Origin of the sequence: Nocardia sp. NPDC059236 (assembly GCF_042754085.1) — a bacterium.
Classification (GTDB): domain Bacteria; phylum Actinomycetota; class Actinomycetes; order Mycobacteriales; family Mycobacteriaceae; genus Nocardia.
Map to the genome: position 1 here is coordinate 163,952 of NZ_JBHZAF010000013.1, position 15,608 is coordinate 179,559.

At 70.1% G+C, this 15,608-nt stretch carries 13 protein-coding genes; 9 read left to right on the forward strand and 4 right to left on the reverse strand.

Translation table 11 applies throughout. The features are described from left to right. Positions 1 to 4 precede the first annotated feature (4 nt). The 3 genes from ACFXIV_RS30565 to ACFXIV_RS30575 are packed head-to-tail and all read left to right on the forward strand — an operon-like array spanning position 5 to position 2,998. Entirely contained in the window at positions 5 to 892 is an 888-nt protein-coding gene (locus tag ACFXIV_RS30565) for a carbohydrate ABC transporter permease (RefSeq protein WP_379400728.1), read from the forward strand. Then, complete coding sequence (locus ACFXIV_RS30570) at positions 882 to 1,712, forward strand: carbohydrate ABC transporter permease (RefSeq protein ID WP_379400729.1); 831 nt, start codon at positions 882 to 884, stop codon at positions 1,710 to 1,712. The genes ACFXIV_RS30565 and ACFXIV_RS30570 overlap by 11 nt, the downstream gene beginning before the upstream one ends. After that, complete coding sequence (locus tag ACFXIV_RS30575; RefSeq protein ID WP_379400730.1) at positions 1,709 to 2,998, forward strand: extracellular solute-binding protein; 1,290 nt, start codon at positions 1,709 to 1,711, stop codon at positions 2,996 to 2,998. Before ACFXIV_RS30570 ends, ACFXIV_RS30575 begins: the two co-directional genes overlap by 4 nt. Positions 2,999 to 3,005: 7 nt before the next feature. On the opposite strand, the gene ACFXIV_RS30580 is transcribed toward ACFXIV_RS30575, so the two are convergent. Further along, positions 3,006 to 3,923 carry a DNA-3-methyladenine glycosylase family protein gene (locus tag ACFXIV_RS30580; protein ID WP_379400816.1) on the reverse strand — a complete coding sequence of 306 codons (918 nt, stop codon included), beginning with the start codon at positions 3,921 to 3,923 and terminating at the stop codon, positions 3,006 to 3,008. Positions 3,924 to 4,234: 311 nt separating this feature from the next. Beyond that, positions 4,235 to 7,006, reverse strand: a complete 2,772-nt coding sequence (locus ACFXIV_RS30585; protein ID WP_379400731.1) for an FAD-binding and (Fe-S)-binding domain-containing protein — start codon at positions 7,004 to 7,006, stop codon at positions 4,235 to 4,237. Between the two features lie 176 nt (positions 7,007 to 7,182). On the opposite strand from ACFXIV_RS30585, the gene ACFXIV_RS30590 reads away from it, so the two are divergent. The 5 genes from ACFXIV_RS30590 (at position 7,183) to ACFXIV_RS30610 (ending at position 12,765) form a co-directional block, all read left to right on the forward strand. Beyond that, a complete protein-coding gene (locus ACFXIV_RS30590; RefSeq protein WP_379400732.1) occupies positions 7,183 to 9,063 on the forward strand; it encodes an ABC transporter ATP-binding protein in 1,881 nt (626 codons plus the stop codon). 96 nt (positions 9,064 to 9,159) lie between these two features. Further along, the gene (locus tag ACFXIV_RS30595) at positions 9,160 to 10,113 is read left to right on the forward strand and encodes a class I SAM-dependent methyltransferase (RefSeq protein WP_379400733.1); all 954 of its coding nucleotides are present in this window, start codon (positions 9,160 to 9,162) and stop codon (positions 10,111 to 10,113) included. A 190-nt stretch (positions 10,114 to 10,303) separates the two neighbouring features. Further along, positions 10,304 to 10,774, forward strand: a complete 471-nt coding sequence (locus tag ACFXIV_RS30600) for a hypothetical protein (protein ID WP_379400734.1) — start codon at positions 10,304 to 10,306, stop codon at positions 10,772 to 10,774. A 51-nt stretch (positions 10,775 to 10,825) separates the two neighbouring features. Next, on the forward strand, positions 10,826 to 11,899 hold the full coding sequence (locus tag ACFXIV_RS30605) for a DNA polymerase IV (RefSeq protein WP_379400735.1): 1,074 nt from the start codon (positions 10,826 to 10,828) through the stop codon (positions 11,897 to 11,899). 29 nt (positions 11,900 to 11,928) lie between these two features. Then, positions 11,929 to 12,765: an enoyl-CoA hydratase/isomerase family protein gene (locus ACFXIV_RS30610; protein WP_379400736.1), complete on the forward strand. Its 837-nt coding sequence runs from the start codon at positions 11,929 to 11,931 to the stop codon at positions 12,763 to 12,765. 72 nt (positions 12,766 to 12,837) lie between these two features. Here ACFXIV_RS30610 and ACFXIV_RS30615 read toward each other — a convergent pair whose 3' ends face one another. After that, the gene (locus tag ACFXIV_RS30615) at positions 12,838 to 13,659 is read right to left on the reverse strand and encodes an alpha/beta fold hydrolase (RefSeq protein WP_379400737.1); all 822 of its coding nucleotides are present in this window, start codon (positions 13,657 to 13,659) and stop codon (positions 12,838 to 12,840) included. Between the two features lie 140 nt (positions 13,660 to 13,799). On the opposite strand from ACFXIV_RS30615, the gene ACFXIV_RS30620 reads away from it, so the two are divergent. Continuing rightward, positions 13,800 to 14,792 (forward strand): oxidoreductase, encoded by a 993-nt coding sequence (locus tag ACFXIV_RS30620; protein ID WP_379400817.1) that lies wholly within the window; start codon positions 13,800 to 13,802, stop codon positions 14,790 to 14,792. On the opposite strand, the gene ACFXIV_RS30625 is transcribed toward ACFXIV_RS30620, so the two are convergent. Then, entirely contained in the window at positions 14,789 to 15,490 is a 702-nt protein-coding gene (locus tag ACFXIV_RS30625) for an endonuclease/exonuclease/phosphatase family protein (RefSeq protein WP_379400738.1), read from the reverse strand. The two genes, ACFXIV_RS30620 and ACFXIV_RS30625, sit on opposite strands and share 4 nt — an antisense overlap. Positions 15,491 to 15,608 lie beyond the last annotated feature (118 nt).

Sequence of the window (15,608 nt, forward strand, 5' to 3'; positions counted from 1 at the left end):
GATCATGGATCGGACGGTTCGCCGCGGTTCGGCCCGGCGCAGACAGGCGGCGGTGGGTTATGCGCTGCTGCTGCCGAGCCTGATCGGGGTCGGGTGTTTCCTGCTGGTGCCGATCGCGGTCGTGTTGTGGCTGAGTGTGCACAGCTGGAATCTGCTGGGGCCCATCGAATTCACCGGGGCGAGCAACTGGCGGTCGGTGCTGGCGGACCGGCAGTTCGGGCATTCGCTGCTGGTGACGCTGGCGTTGACGGCGCTGGTGGTGCCGGTGCAGACGGCGCTGGGGTTCGCGGTGGCGGCCGTGCTGGCGCGGCGCGGGCGGGGTGGGACCGTGCTGCGGGTGGTCTACGCGCTGCCGTGGATGTGTGCGCCGGTCGCGGTGGGGGTGGTGTGGCAGTGGATCTTCGCACCCACCGGCGGGGCGTTGAACGCGCTGCTGGGACGGCGGGTGGAGTGGCTGAGCTCGACGACGCTGGCGCTACCGGCGGTGGCCACGGTGATCGTGTGGATGAATGTCGGTTATGTGGCCTTGTTTTTCGTGGCCGGGATCAGGGCCATACCCGGGGAGATCCTGGACGCGGGCGCGCTGGACGGGGCCACCGGCTGGCGGCGCATCCGCTGGCTGATCCTGCCGCTGCTGCGCCCGACCATGTTCTTCGTGCTGGTCACCGGGGTGCTGAGCGTCTTCCAGACCTTCGATGCGGTGTACGCGCTCACCCGGGGCGGGCCCGACCACCACACCGATGTGGTTGCCATGCGGATGTATTCGGAAGCCTTCGAGGCCGCGCATCCGGGGCGGGCCGCGGTCATGGCGGTGGTGGTGTTCGCGGTCATGTTCGTGATCACGGTGGTGCAGCACCGATACTTCCGGAATCGGACCAGTTATGAGTACTGAACGACGGGCGGCGGCCCGGGCCGCCGCGGCGTACGCGGTGCTGATCCTCGGGGCGCTGCTGACGGTGGCTCCGCTGGTGCTCAGCGCCCTGACCGCGGTCAAGACGCCGAGGCAGTTCGCGAGCGAATCCGCCCTGGCCACACCGCATCCCGCGACGCTGGACAACTTCCGCACGGTGCTGGACCAGGGGCTGGGGCGGGCGGTCGCGGTCACCGCCCTGATGACGGTCTGCATCACCTGCGGGCAGCTGGTCACCTCGACCATGGCGGCATATGCCTTCGCGCGCACCAGTTTTCCCGGTCGTGACGTGCTGTTCTGGGTGTATCTCGGGACCATGATGGTGCCCAGCGCGGTCACCCTGGTGCCGCTGTACCTGATGTTCGCGAAGCTGGGCTGGCTCAACAGTTTCTGGGCGCTGGTGCTGCCGTTCCTGTTCGGGTCGCCGTACGCGATCTTCCTGCTGCGCCAGTACTTCCGGGCCATTCCGGGGGAGCTCATCGACGCGGCGCGGATGGACGGGGCCTCGACCCTCGACATCCTGGTGAGCGTCGTGGTCCCGATGAGCAGGCCGATCCTGGCCACGCTCGCCGTCATCACCGTGGTCTCGCAGTGGAACAGCTTCATGTGGCCGCTGGTCGCCGCGTCCGGCCCGAAATGGCAGGTGCTGACCGTGGCCACGGCGACCATGCAGACCCGGTACAACGCGCAGTGGACGCTGATCATGGCCGCCACCACGCTGGCGATCGCTCCACTGGTGCTGTTGTTCGTGGTGTTCCAGCGGCAGGTCCTGGCCTCCATCGCGGTGACGGGAATCAAATGACAGGGATCCGGATCAAAGAGTCGACCCGGGCCGTACTCGGGCTGATCGTGGTCGCCGTGCTGCTGGTGGCCGCGGCCCTGTGGCTGGGCCGCGACACCGCGAGCGACGGGCGCACTGTGGTGCGGCTGCGGATCTGGGATCAGAGTTTCGTCTCCGCCTATCGGGCCTCGCTGGACGAGTTCCAGCGCGCCAATCCCGACGTCGAGGTGCGAATCACGCTGGTGCCGTGGGCTTCCTACGCACAGAAGCTACGGCTGGATGTGGCGGGCGGGATCGCCGACGATCTGTTCTGGACCAACCTCTACGAGGACTACGCCGACAGCGGGCACCTGATGGATATCGGTGCGGCGCTGGGACCGCAGGCGGCCCGAGCCTGGGACCCGCAGGCCGTCGCCCAGTACACACGCGCCGGAAAGCTGTGGGCGGTACCGCAATTCGTGGACGGCGGGACCGCCGTGTACGTCAACCGGGACCTGCTGGCACAGGCCGGGGTCGACCCGGACGAGGTCACGGCGGCGCGCTGGAGCCCCGACCCGGCGCGGGATACCTTCCGGCCGCTGCTGCGGCGGTTGGCCCCGGCATCGGAGTGGCCGTACAACGCCGCCAACGACTTTCAATCCATCACCCTGCCGTATCTGGGTTCGGCCGGTGGGCAGCTCCAGCGCGACGGCCGGTTCGCCTTCGATTCCCCGCAGGGACGGGACGCCTTCGGCTATACGGTGGGGCTGGTCGCCGACCGGCTCTCCCCCTCGGCCGCGGACACCAATACCAGCGGCGACTTCGCCAAGAACGCCTTCCTCCAGGGCCGGATGGCGCTGTTCCAGTCGGGCACCTTCAATCTGGCCACGATTGCCCAGAATGCCGGATTCCACTGGGGATTGGCCATGATTCCCGAGGGCCCGGCCGGGCGGGTGAGCGCCAACAATGCCATCGGCCTCGCGGGCAATGCCGCCACCCCGCACCCCGCGGCGGTGCGGCGGGTGCTGGCCTGGCTGGGGAGTGCGGCGGGCAACCGCTACCTGGGCATCGACGGGGCGACGATTCCGGCCGTGGTATCCGAACAACAGGTATACCGGGACTACTGGGCCCGGCACGGGGTCGACGTTTCACCGTTCTTCGATGTGTTGCGCGACAAGGAGATCGCGGCGGGCGGGGGCGCGGGATTCCCGGCCGCCCTGGAGGCGATGACGCCGATCTTCGACGAGATGTACCTGGGCCGCATCCCCGTCCCGGACGCGCTGGCCCGGGCGCAGCGGGAGGCCGACGCGGCGGCCGCCCAGCGGTGATCGGCGCTCAGATGCGACTGTGATCGGTGTAGGGCGTGCGCGGGCCGAACTTCGGTTTGCGCGCGAACCCGGCCAGGCCGAGCAGCCGCACGGCGCGATATCGGTGCGGGCGCAGGGGTTCCAGGTATTCGACCATCTCGTCGTCGTCGATCGGCCGATCGAGCAGCGTCCAGCCGACGGTGGCCGCGAGATGAAAATCGCCCACCGAGAGGGCATCCGGATCACCGAAGGCACGCTGGGCGATCTCGGCAGCCGTCCACACCCCGATCCCGGGCACGGTGCGCAGCCGCTGCGCGGCGTCGGCGTGGCTCAGCCCGGCCGCCTGCTCCAGCTTCGGCGCGATACGCGCAGCCAGCACAATGGTTTTCGAACGCTGCGGGCCGACATTGGCACGGTGGTAGACCCAGGACGGGATGTGCCGCCAGGTCTCGGCGTCGGGCATGACCCGCAGGCCCTCCGGGGCCGGACCGGGGGCGGGAGTTCCGTAGCGCCACACCAGTTTCCGCCAGGAGTCGTGGGCGGTCCTGGTGTGCACCTTCTGCTCCAGCACCGCCGGGACCAGCGCCTCCCACACCAGGCCGGTGCGCAGCATGCGCAGACCCGGATTGCGGCGGTGCGCCTCGGCGATCTTGGGGTGCTCGGGGGCGAAGTCGCTGAGGTCCTCGTCCAGACAGAGCATGCCGGGCAGCCCCGCCAGGAACTCCTCTGCGCCCGGACCCCACGCGCGGGCGTCGACCGTCTGCCGATCGAGTTGCCGCAGCCGGTAGGTGACCTCCCCCGAGGGCAGCCGGGAGGCGTGCCAGTGCGAGCCGTCGGGGGTCTCGCGATGACAGGGATCGCCGAAGCCGCGGCGCAGCGGGGAGATGGTGGCGGCCAGATCCAGCGGCCGATCCGAGCGGAGGGTGCGGGCGCGCTCGACCGTCATCCGATCGATTCCGGGCGGCGCTGAAGTCACCGCGCCATTCTATTGTTAACGCGAAGATCGACGGCGGCGATGGTCATTCCGATTGTCTTGGTTGCTCAGCAAACAAATGGCATCCGGCACTGGAGGTACTCGGCGTGATCACCAATCTGATCAATTTCCTGCTCGGCGTCTGGGGAAACATTTTCGCCGGTAGTAGCGGTTACCAGATTGCGCCCGGCACGCTGCCGTTCGGCAGCTGACGATGAGGGAAGGGGCACCCGCCAACTGCGGGTGCCCCTTCAGCTGTGCCGATTACGGCCGTTCCGTGCCGATTACGGCCGGTCCAGGAGGAACTGGGCCAGGTGACGGGACGGGCGGCCGGCCAGCTGTGCGGCCTGGGTCCGGCAGGAGAAGCCGTCGGCTATCAAGATCGAATTCACGGGCGCCGCACGCAGTGCCGGGAGCAGGCCGTTCTCGGCGACCGCGACCGATACGTCGTAGTGGCCTCGCTGCATTCCGAAATTTCCAGCAAGCCCACAGCATCCGGTGATCTCGATCACTTTCGCACCGGTGCCGCGCAGTATTCGGCGATCGGCCGCGAACCCCAGCACGGCATGCTGATGGCAGTGCGGCTGCACCAGCACAGTGTGGCCACTGCGGTCCGGCGGCCGCCAGCCGGGCTCGCCCTCCAGGAATTCCGACAGGGTGCGCACCGCGCCCGCCACGGCGGCCGCCCGCGGATCCTCGGGCAGCAGGCGCGGGAGATCGTCGCGCAGCGCGGCCGTGCACGACGGTTCCAGCCCGACCACCACCCCACCCGCGCCGACATGCGCGGCCAGGGCATCGACGGTGGCGCGCAGCCGCTTCCGCGCGCCGTCCAGCTGGCCGGTGCTGATCCAGGTGAGACCGCAGCAGACCCGGGAGTCGGGGATGCGCACGCGATGACCCAGTGACTCGATCAATTCCACGGCGGCACCGGCGATCTCGGGATCGAAGGCGTCGGTGAAGGTGTCGATCCACAGCATCACCCCGGGTGCGGAGTCGCCGGTGCGCACCGGCTGCCGCCAGGAACGCCGAAAACTCCTGTGCGCCACCGTGGGCACCTCGCGACGCGGATCCATTCCGGACAACCGCAGGCCGAGCCGGCGCAGCGGTCCCGCCGCGCCGAGCGCGTTCACCAGCCGCGGGAGCCGCGTCGCCGGTCCGAGCCAGCGCGGCAGGCGGCCCAGGGTGTAGTGGTCGATCGGGCGCGGCCTGCGCCGATAGCGGCGGTACAGGGTCTCCGACTTGTAGGTCGCCACGTCGACGCCGGCGGGGCAGTCGGAATGGCATGCCTTGCAGGACAGGCAAAGATCCAGCGACTCGGCGACGGCGTCCGACCGCCAATCCAGCGCGCCCCGGACCACCTCCTGCAGCACCCGGGCCCGGCCGCGGGTGCTGTCCTTCTCGTCGGCGGTGGCCAGATACGACGGGCACATGAACCCGCCCGCGGCGTGGGTGTCGGCCCGGCACTTGCCGACTCCGACGCAGCGATGCACGGCCGTGGCCAGATCGCCGTCGGCGGGAAAAGTGAAACCACCGGTCGTGGGCAGCGGGCGCAGCCCGGCCAGGCGCAGGTCGGCATCGATCGGGCGGGGATGCACGAGCACACCGGGATTCAGCACGGCGTCGGGGTCGAACAGCGCCTTGAAGCCCGCGAAGGCGTCGAGGGCCTCCCGGGAGTACATGAACCGCAACAGATCCGAGCGCGCCCGGCCGTCGCCGTGCTCACCCGAGAGCGAGCCGCCGAACCGCACCACCTGCCGGGCCGCGTCCTCGAGGAAGCTCCGGAAGCGTTGCGGCGCATCGGCTATCGGCAGATCCAGGCGCACATGGATGCAGCCGTCGCCGAAATGGCCGTAGAGCAGGCCGTCCAGGCCGTGGTCCCGGAGGAGCGCCTCGAACTCGCGCAGGTAGTCGCCGAGGCGGTCGGGCGGCACGGCGGCGTCCTCCCAGCCCGGCCAGGCCGGACGGCCGTCCGGCGTGCGGCCGGCCAGGCCGGCGCCGTCGGCACGGATGCCCCACAGCGCCTGCGCTTCGGCCGGCTCGGTGACCACGCGGGAATCCAGCGCGTGCGCGCTCCCGCGCAGCAGCTCCGCCTTGTCCCGCGCCTGTTCCTTCGTCTCACCGTCGATTTCGATCAACAGCCAGCCGCCGCCGCGCGGCAGATCGGGCACCCCACCGCGATGGGCACGCACCACGTCGACCAGGCGTGCGTCCATGCCCTCCACGGCAATGGGCCGCACCGCCATGATCGCGGCGATATCGTCCGCGGCCGCCGGCATGTCCGGGTAGCCGAGCGCCACCAGCACGGTCGCCGCGGGCACCGGAACCAGCCCGACGGTGGCGTCCAGCAGCAGCCCGCAGGTGCCCTCGGTGCCGACGAAGGCCCTGGCCACCGACGAACCGCGTTCGGGCAGTAGATGTTCCAGCGCGTATCCGGACGCCTGCCGCTCGAACCGGCCCAGCTCGGTGCGGATGAGCGCCAGCTGGGTGCGGGTGAATTCGGGCAGGCCCGCGAGCACCGACAGGTCCGCGCCCAGGGTGCGCTCGATGCCCATCCCGTCGAGAATCCGCAACTCGCGCACCGTATCCGAGGTGCGGCCCCAGGCCACCGCGCGCGGACCGCAGGCATTGTTGCCGATCATCCCGCCCAGCGTGCACCGGTTCTGGGTGGACGGGTCCGGGCCGAAACGCAGCCTGTGCGCGCCCGCACGCCGCTGCAGCGCGGCCAGCACCACCCCGGGCTGCACCCGTGCGGTGCGACGCTCGGGATCGAGGTCGAGGATGGCGTTCATATGGCGGCTGAAGTCCAGCACCAGACCCGGTCCGATGGCATTGCCCGCCACCGAGGTGCCCGCCCCGCGCGCGGTCACGGTCAGCCCCTCCGCGCGCGCCACATCCAGGGCCGCCCGCACATCGGCCGCATCGCGCGGGAAGACCACGCCGCGCGGGACGATCCGGTAGTTCGAGGCGTCCGAGGAGTACTCGGCCCGCCGCCGCGGGCCGGTGTCGACCTCACCGGTGATCACCGCGCGCAACGCTCGCTCCCACGCCTCGCTCACGCCCCAACCCTATGCGCGCCATCGCGAGGCTGCGCCGATCCGGCCCGGTGGCGGGCGGTGGATTTCGCTCAGCGCGAACCCCTGGGCTGGGCGGATGGACTTGATCTCAACCTTTGTTGAGGTATTAGTGTCGGTGGTGCGGGGTTCGATGAACCCCGGACCGGTGAGGAGCGGGGATGAGTATCGAATCCGTGGCGTGGAATCAGCTGTATCGGCAGATGAACGCGCCCACAGAGCAGCGACCGCTGCGGTTGGCCACTGCCCGGCGGATCCTCGCCTTCGCCCGGCCACACCATCGGCAGCTGGTGGCGTTCCTGGTATTCAGCATCGTGTCGGCGCTGCTGGCGGTGGCCACCCCGGTCCTGGCCGGGCGAGTGGTCGACGCCATCGTCGGGCACGGCGCGCCGCGCACGGTGATCACGCTGGCCGCGATCATCGCGGCGGTTGCGGTGCTGGATGCCGGCTTGGGGTTGGTGATCAGGTGGTTGTCGGCGCGCATCGGAGAGGGGCTCATCTTCGATCTGCGCACCGCGGTGTTCGATCACGTACAGAAGATGCCGATCGCGTTCTTCACGCGCACCCGGACCGGCGCACTGGTGAGCCGGCTCAACAATGACGTTATCGGGGCGCAACGCGCGTTCAGCACCACCCTGTCCGGGGTCGTCACCAACCTGGTCACCCTCGCGCTCACGCTGGCCGTGATGCTGCGGCTGTCGTGGCAGATCACCCTGCTCGCCCTGGTGCTGCTGCCGGTCTTCGTCGTCCCCGCCCGGCGCATGGGCGAGCGGCTGGCCGGCATCCAGCGCGAGGCGGCCGGGCTGAACGCCTCCATGAGCACCCAGATGACCGAGCGGTTCTCCGCGCCGGGCGCGACGCTGGTCAAACTGTTCGGCCGGCCGCGGCAGGAGTCCGCGGAGTTCGGGCTGCGGGCCGGGCGGGTGCGCGATATCGGGGTGCGCACGGCCATGCTGCAGACGGTGTTCGTCACCGCGCTCACCCTGGTCTCGGCGCTGGCGCTGGCCCTGGTCTACGGGCTGGGCGGCTATCTGGCGCTGAAGGGTGAGCTGGAACCCGGTGCGGTGGTGGCCCTTTCGCTGCTGCTGACCCGGCTGTACTCGCCGCTCACCGCGCTGGCCAGCGCCCGGGTGGATGTGATGTCGGCGCTGGTGAGCTTCGAGCGGGTCTTCGAGGTGCTGGATCTGAAACCGCTGATCGAGGATTCGCCGCTGGCGGTGCCGGTGCCCGCGGGCCCGGTGGCGGTGGAGCTGGACGGCGTCACCTTCGGCTACCCGTCGGCCGACAAGGTCTCGCTGGCCTCGCTGGAGGATGTGGCCACGCTCGACACCCGCGGCGGTGAGGAGGTGCTGCACGATGTCTCGCTGCGAGCCGAGCCCGGGAAGATGGTGGCGCTGGTCGGCTCCTCCGGGGCCGGGAAATCCACCATCGCGCAATTGGTCTCGCGGCTCTACGACGTGGACTCCGGTGCGGTGCTGCTGGGCGGCATGGATGTGCGCGAGCTGACCGGGCAGTCGATTCAGGACACCGTCGGCCTGGTCACCCAGGACGGGCACCTGTTCCACGACACCATTCGCGCCAATCTGCTGCTCGCCCGCCCCGCGGCCACCGAGGACGAGCTGTGGGATGCGCTGCAGCGCGCCCGGTTACGCGAGCTGATCGAGTCGCTGCCCGACGGCCTGGACACCGTGGTCGGTGAGCGCGGCTATCGGCTCTCCGGCGGGGAACGCCAGCGCCTGACCATTGCCCGGCTGCTGCTCAAGCAGCCCCGCGTGGTGATCCTGGACGAGGCCACCGCCTCGCTGGACTCCACCTCCGAGGCCGCGGTGCAGGAGGCGCTGGCCGAGGCCCTCGACGGCCGCACCGCCCTGGTCATCGCGCACCGGCTGTCCACCATCCGCAATGCCGACCAGATCCTCGTGCTCGAGCACGGCCGCATCGTGGAGCGCGGTACGCACACCGAACTGCTCGCCGCGGACGGCCGCTACACCGAGCTCTACCGCACCCAGTTCGCCGATTCCGGTGCCGCGGCGACAGTCTGATCGGACCCGGCGCTCGGCAGTCCGATCGGACCGGACACCTTGCCGGATCGGCAAAAGGATTCGAGCCGTCCGGGTGCGCGCCGATAGCGTCGGAGTATGAGCGCTCACTCGCACGAACAGGCAGGCACGCACGGACATCCGCATTCCCACGGTCACGGACATGGGCATGGGCACGGCCACACCCACGACGGGATCGACTGGGCGGCCATGGTCGACGATCTCCGGCGCGATGACGCCATGTCGGCCGACGCCAATGCCGAGATCGCGCGGCGGCTGGTCGCCCTGATTCCGGCCGGCGCGGAAGCGACCGTGCTGGACATCGGCGCGGGAGCGGGCGGCCAGAGTGTCGCGTTCGCGCGGGAACTGCTGGCCCGCGGCGGCGGGAGTCTGGTGATCGTGGACGCGGTGCCGGAGCTGCTCGACGCGGCCCAGCAGGCCGTGAAGGTCGCGCTGGACGGGGACGATCGGGTGCGGGTGCGGACCGTGCACGCCGACGCCGCGGCCGCGGACTTCGGCGCCGGGATCCCGGCCGCGGATCTGGTGTGGGCCTCGCGCATGGTGCACCACCTGCCCGATCAGCAGGCCGGCACCGCGCGCCTGGCCGGGCTGCTGCGGCCGGGGGGCTGGCTGGCGCTGGCCGAGGGCGGGCTGTCGATGCGCTGCCTGCCTTGGGAACTCGGCGTCGGCGCGCCCGGACTCCAGGACCGGCTGCTGGCCCTGCGCGACGCGGGCTTCGCCCAGATGCGGGCCGACATCACCGCCGCGACGCCCATGCCCTACGGCTGGAATGTGGCGCTGAGCCGGGCCGGGCTGGCGGACGCGACCTCCTTCAGCGTGCTGATCGATCACCCCGCGCCGCCCGCGCCGGCCGTGCGCGAGAGCGTCGTCGCCTGGCTGGGCGGCTTGAGCGAGCGGGTCGGCGAACGCATCGGCGATGATGATCGGGCCACCCTGGCGGCGCTGCAGGATCCGGCCGCCGACACGTTCATCGGTGCGCGCGAGGACATTTACATTCTCGGCGCCACCACGGTCTTCCTCGGCCGCCGCTAGCCGTCACCGCGCCCGCGCGCGGGGCGGGACCGCGTTCGGGCACGATCGTGATCTGGCCGTGCCCGAACCGACACCGTGTTGTGGCCGCAGCGGCCGCTCCGACCTCCCGGAATGCCCTGCTATGCGGCATAATTCGAGCTCCCATGGCATAACCCACAAGATCGTTTCACATGCCGGGGGAGGAGTTTCGGTGACCCGTACCAAGGAGCAGCGGCACACGCCCGCGACCCGTGTCGACGATATCGAGCGCAGGTTCGGCGCCCGCCGATATCAGCCCACCGCCGACACCCCTGCCATGGAACTACAGGTGACGAGCGGCACCAAACGTACCGACGACGACTGGATCGTCCCCAAACAGCTGGTGGCCGACTGTGTTTCGGGCAAGCTGGTACTGGACTTCACCCGGGCCCGGTGCTCACGGCGGGAAATCGACATCCGGGTCGAGGCCGATGCCGGGACGATCGTGCTGATCGTGCCGCGCGGCTGGCGGGTCGACACGGACGGCGTGCAGCCAGGCGCCGGCTCGGTGGCCAACCGGGTCAAGCTGCCGCGATTCCCGGGCGCGCCGCTGATCCGGGTCACGGGTGAGGTGGATACCGGTGCGGTGAGGGCGCGTTACGCCTACCGCTCGCCGCTCAGGTGGTTGCGCCGCTCCCGCTGACCGTTTCCGCAGTTCCCGGCATTTCGGGAGACCATGCGGTATGACGGAGGAGTGACGCGCTGGCTGCTGCACGTCGACCTCGACCAATTCCAGGCCGCGGTCGAGTTCCGGCGGCATCCGGAGCTGCGCGGGCAGCCGATCATCGTGGGCGGCAACGGCGATCCGGCCGAACCCCGCAAGGTGGTGTCCTGCGCGTCCTATCCCGCCCGGGCCTTCGGGGTGCGGGCGGGCATGCCGCTGCGCACGGCCGCGCGGGTCTGCCCCGACGCCGTCTTCCTGCCCCAGGACCTGGCCGGCTACGCCGAGGCGTCCGAGGAGATCATGGCGCTGCTGCGCACCTTCCCCGGCCGGGTCGAGGTGCTCGGTTTCGACGAGGCGTTCCTGGCGGTGGACACCGAGGATCCCGGGGAACTGGCGCGTGAGATCCGGTCCGCCATCGCGGAATTGGAGCTGACCTGCGCGGTCGGCATCGGGGACAACAAGACCCGGGCCAAGCTGGCCACCGGCTTCGCCAAGGCGGTCGGCAAGTCGGCGCGGTCGGCCGACGAGCCGCCGGCGGCGGACACCGGAACCGGAATCTTCCGGCTGACCGGGGACAACTGGGTCGAGCTGATGGCGCACCGGCCCACCTCCGCGCTCTGGGGCATCGGCGCGCGCATCGCGAAACGCCTGAGCGGCTTGGGGATCGAGACCGTGGCCGACCTGGCCGCCGCCGACCGGAAGGCGCTCGCGGCGGAGTTCGGTCCCAATACCGGGCCGTATCTGTGGGTGCTCGGGCACGGCGCAGGCGACACGGACATCGCCGAGCCGCGAGAACCGGTGGGCCACAGCCGATCCGAGACCTTCCCGCAGGATCTCACCGAACGCGCCGAGATCGATGCCGCGGTGGTGCGGCTGGCCACCCAGGTGGCCGAGGAGACCCTCGCGGCCGGGCGGGCCGTCGGGCGGGTCAGTGTCACGGTGCGTACCAAGACCTTCTTCACCCGGAGCAAGCAGCGGAAACTATCCACACCGACCACCGATGTCGACGAGATCGTGCAGACGGCGCTGGAAGTGCTGCACACCTTCGAGCTGGATCGGCCCATCCGGCTGCTCGGGGTCCGGGTCGAATACGCCATGCTGTGATCAGGTTCCACCCGACGGAAGGCACTCAAATGAACTCAGCATCGCGCAGCGATTCCCACAGGGGTGGCGGCGGGGCGACGGGCGGGCGCGACTACGAGAACATCCTGTTCGAGCACGACGGCCCGATCGCCCGCATCACGCTGAACCGGCCCAATGCCGCCAACGGCATCGATCAGGCGCTCGCGGACGAGCTGGAGCGCGCGGCCACCTACTGCTCGGAGGATCCCACGGTGAAGGTCGTGGTGCTGACCGCGGCCGGACGGTTCTTCTCCGCGGGCGGCGACGTGCGGGCCATGGCCGCCAGCGCGGACACCGGAGCATTCATCGAGCAGCTGGCCGGGACCCTGCACCGGGCGGTGTCGGCGCTGGCGCGGATGGACGCGCTGCTCATCGTGGGCGTGAACGGCACCGCGGCGGGCGCGGGCATGAGCCTCGCGGTGGCCGGCGATCTGGTGGTCGCCGCCGAATCCGCCGCCTTCACCATGGCGTACACCAAGGTCGGCCTGAGCCCCGACGGCGGCGCGTCCTACTACCTGCCGCGGATCATCGGCCTGCGCAAGACCCAGGAGCTGATGCTCACCAACCGCACCCTGTCCGCCGCGGAGGCGCTGGAGTGGGGTCTGCTGCACCGGGTGGTGCCCGATGCCGAGCTGACCGGCGCCGTCGAGGCTCTGGCGCAGGAATTCGCCACCGGCCCCAAGGGATCCAACGCCAATGTGAAGAAGCTGCTGCTGGTGTCCTCGCGGCACACCCTCGAGGAGCAGCTGGACACCGAGGCGGCCTTCATCACCCGCTGCGCCGATTCCGCCGACGGGCAGGAGGGCATCGCCGCGTTCACCGGCAAGCGCGCACCGAAGTTCGCATGAGGACAACGGGTTTCGCCCCCGGCCGAGGTCGGGGGCGAGTCATGCCTGGGCTCTCGGTCCTCGAGTTCGCCGTCAGCCCTTGATGAAGTCGAGGATCTCGGCATTCACCTCGGCCGCGTGGGTGATGTAGAGACCGTGCCCGGCATCCGGGTACTCCTTCAGCACCGCGTGCGGGGCCAGCTTCACGACCTGGCGGCTCGCGACATCGATCAGGATGGACTGGTCCGGAATGCCGTGCAGCAGCAGCGTCGGGACCGTCAGCGCGGCCACATCGGGGCGGTGATCGGTGGTGAACGCTTCGCGCTGCATGACCTGGATCGCGTACGGCGAGGCCGACAGGCAGCGCCTGATCTCCTCGTCGATGACCGCCTGCGTGACGCCCGGACGCAGGTGCGTGGCGAAATAGCCCTGGGACCGCTCGACGAACCACTTGGGCCGGTCGGTACGCAGCTGTTCCAGCAGGCCCTCCAGCGCCTCGATCGGAATGCCGATCGGATTGTCGTCGGTGTGCATCATGAACGGAATCGCCGGGGCCAGCAGCGCGATTCGCGCCACCCGATCGGAACCGTGCCGGCTCAGGTAGCGCACCGTCTCGCCGCCACCCGCCGAGTGCGCCACGATGGTGAGATCCCGCAGGTCGAGGTGCTCGATCAGGGCGGCGACATCGTCGGCGCGGGTATCGACGTCGTAGCCGGTGGCCGGGGTGTCCGAGCGGCCGTGGCCGCGCCGGTCCATCATGACGCAGCGGTAACCCTGCGCCAGGAAGTAGTGCATCTGGTATTCCCACTGGTCGCTGTTCAGCGTCCAGCCCGACACGAACAGGATCGGGGTGCCGGAGCCGAAGTCCTGGTAGTAGAGGGTGGTGCCGTCGGTGGTGGTCTGGAAAGTCGGCATATCTGCTGCGCTCCTTCGCAATTCGATCGCTGATTCGACAATCGCAAAGCGCGGGAACGAAAGCGATTACCTGCCGGGTAATGGGTGCGATCGGTCCGGAAGGTGACGCGTCCGCGCAGGTGGCGACCTATGCTCTGGACATGGAGTTCCAGGCGATGGTGGCACACGAAACGGACAGTGGGATCGCCCTCATCCGGGAGGAGGTCGCCGACGACTTCCTCATGCCGGGCGACGTGACGATCAAGGTGCACTTCTCGAGCGCCAACTACAAGGACGGGCTGGCCATCACCCCGCGCGGCGGCGTGGTGCGGCAGTATCCGCTCATCCCCGGCATCGACCTCAGCGGTGAGGTGGTGGCCTCCACCGATCCGGAATTCGCGCCCGGCGACCTGGTCGTCGCGCACGGCTACGACATCGGCGTGGCCCACCACGGCGGTTTCGCCGAGTACGCACGGATTCCGGCCGGGTGGGTGGTGAAGCTGGACGGACTGACCCCGCGCGAGGCGGCGGCCATCGGCACCGCGGGCTACACCGCGGCCATGAGTGTGCAGGCGCTGCTCGACCGCGGTCTCACCCCCGACTCCGGCCCGGTGCTGGTCACCGGCGCGACCGGCGGCGTCGGCAGTGTGGCGGTGGACATCCTGGCCGGGCTCGGATTCGAGGTGGTGGCCTCCACCGGCAAACTCGGTGCGGGCGAACTGCTCTCGGCGCTCGGCGCCGCCTCGGTCATCGGCCGGCAGCCCGGCGAGGGGGAGAAGCTGCGCGCGCTCGGCAAGGCGCAGTGGGCGGGCGCCGTCGACAGCGTGGGCGGTACCTCACTGGCCCACATTCTGAGCACCGTCGAATACGGTGGGGCGGTGGCGGTCTCGGGCCTGACCGGCGGCTCCGACCTGCCCACCACGGTCATGCCCTTCATCCTGCGCGGCGTGTCCCTGATCGGTATCGACTCCGCGCACTTCCCGATCGCCCAGCGCCGTGAACTGTGGGCGCGGCTGGCCAAGGACCTGAAGCCCCGGCATCTGTCGCTGCTGGAGAATTTCGCACCCATCACCGAGGCGGAGTCGGTGCTGCGCTCCATCCTGGACGGAACCCACTCCGGCCGAACGATTCTCGGGGTCGTGGGCGAGTTCTAGCCGACAATCGCGCGCACGAGGTTGTGGTCGGACGCCCCGGCCACATCCTCGACCGCGACACCGCGCACCGGCACACCGCGCGCGACCACATGATCGATGAACTGGGATTTCGAACCGGCCGTCCGGGGCCGGGTGGGAACGGAATCCGGCGGGAATCCGGGGATGGCGAAGCCGGCGCCGAGCGCGGCGGCGAGATCGTCCCGGCCGATATTGAAGTCACCGAGCAGAACTGCCGGGCCGTCGCCGGCGACGGCGGCCAGGCGGTCGAGCTGGCCGGCCCGGCGCCGGTCCCCGCTCACATGGGTGGCGATGATCAGAATGCCGTCGATCTCGGCCGCCAGCAGGCCTTTTCCCGGATCGACCGCGTGCGGCTCCGCGGTGACGAACCGGCTCGGCCCGCGCACGATCAGCACGAGATGCTCGGAGCGATCCGCCAGGGTGTTCGGCACCCGGCGCGGGCTCGGAATGCGCGGGTAGTCGAGGACGTGAAAAGTCCGGTCGGGCAGCGCCTCCCGCAGGCTCGCCAGCTGATCGCCGCTGACCTCCTGGAGCGCGATGACCGCTTCGGGCCGGTCCGCGACGGTGGCGGTCACGACCGCGATCCGCTTCGCCTCCTGCGGCCAGCGCACGGCCATCTCGCTGTCCCAGTTGTCGGCGTGAACGCGGTGCAGGACGTTCCAGGTGGCAATGGTGATCACCTACGCACCCTACGAGAAACCAACTGACCGTGCGGGTTTCGTTTCATGTGAAACAAAGGATATTCGCCGGTTGGTTGCCAACCGGCCCGCTCTCGATGGTCGGCTCGGCGCTTGTTCG

Bases quoted from the DNA above. Each gene is read 5' to 3' on its own strand.
- ACFXIV_RS30575 (WP_379400730.1), top strand. From the start codon at position 1,709: ATGACAGGGATCCGGATCAAAGAGTCGACCCGGGCCGTACTCGGGCTG.
- ACFXIV_RS30610 (WP_379400736.1), top strand. From the start codon at position 11,929: ATGAACTCAGCATCGCGCAGCGATTCCCACAGGGGTGGCGGCGGGGCG.
- ACFXIV_RS30565 (WP_379400728.1), top strand. From the start codon at position 5: ATGGATCGGACGGTTCGCCGCGGTTCGGCCCGGCGCAGACAGGCGGCG.
- ACFXIV_RS30580 (WP_379400816.1), bottom strand. From the start codon at position 3,923: ATGACGGTCGAGCGCGCCCGCACCCTCCGCTCGGATCGGCCGCTGGAT.
- ACFXIV_RS30620 (WP_379400817.1), top strand. From the start codon at position 13,800: ATGGAGTTCCAGGCGATGGTGGCACACGAAACGGACAGTGGGATCGCC.
- ACFXIV_RS30615 (WP_379400737.1), bottom strand. From the start codon at position 13,659: ATGCCGACTTTCCAGACCACCACCGACGGCACCACCCTCTACTACCAG.
- ACFXIV_RS30595 (WP_379400733.1), top strand. From the start codon at position 9,160: ATGAGCGCTCACTCGCACGAACAGGCAGGCACGCACGGACATCCGCAT.
- ACFXIV_RS30570 (WP_379400729.1), top strand. From the start codon at position 882: ATGAGTACTGAACGACGGGCGGCGGCCCGGGCCGCCGCGGCGTACGCG.
- ACFXIV_RS30590 (WP_379400732.1), top strand. From the start codon at position 7,183: ATGAGTATCGAATCCGTGGCGTGGAATCAGCTGTATCGGCAGATGAAC.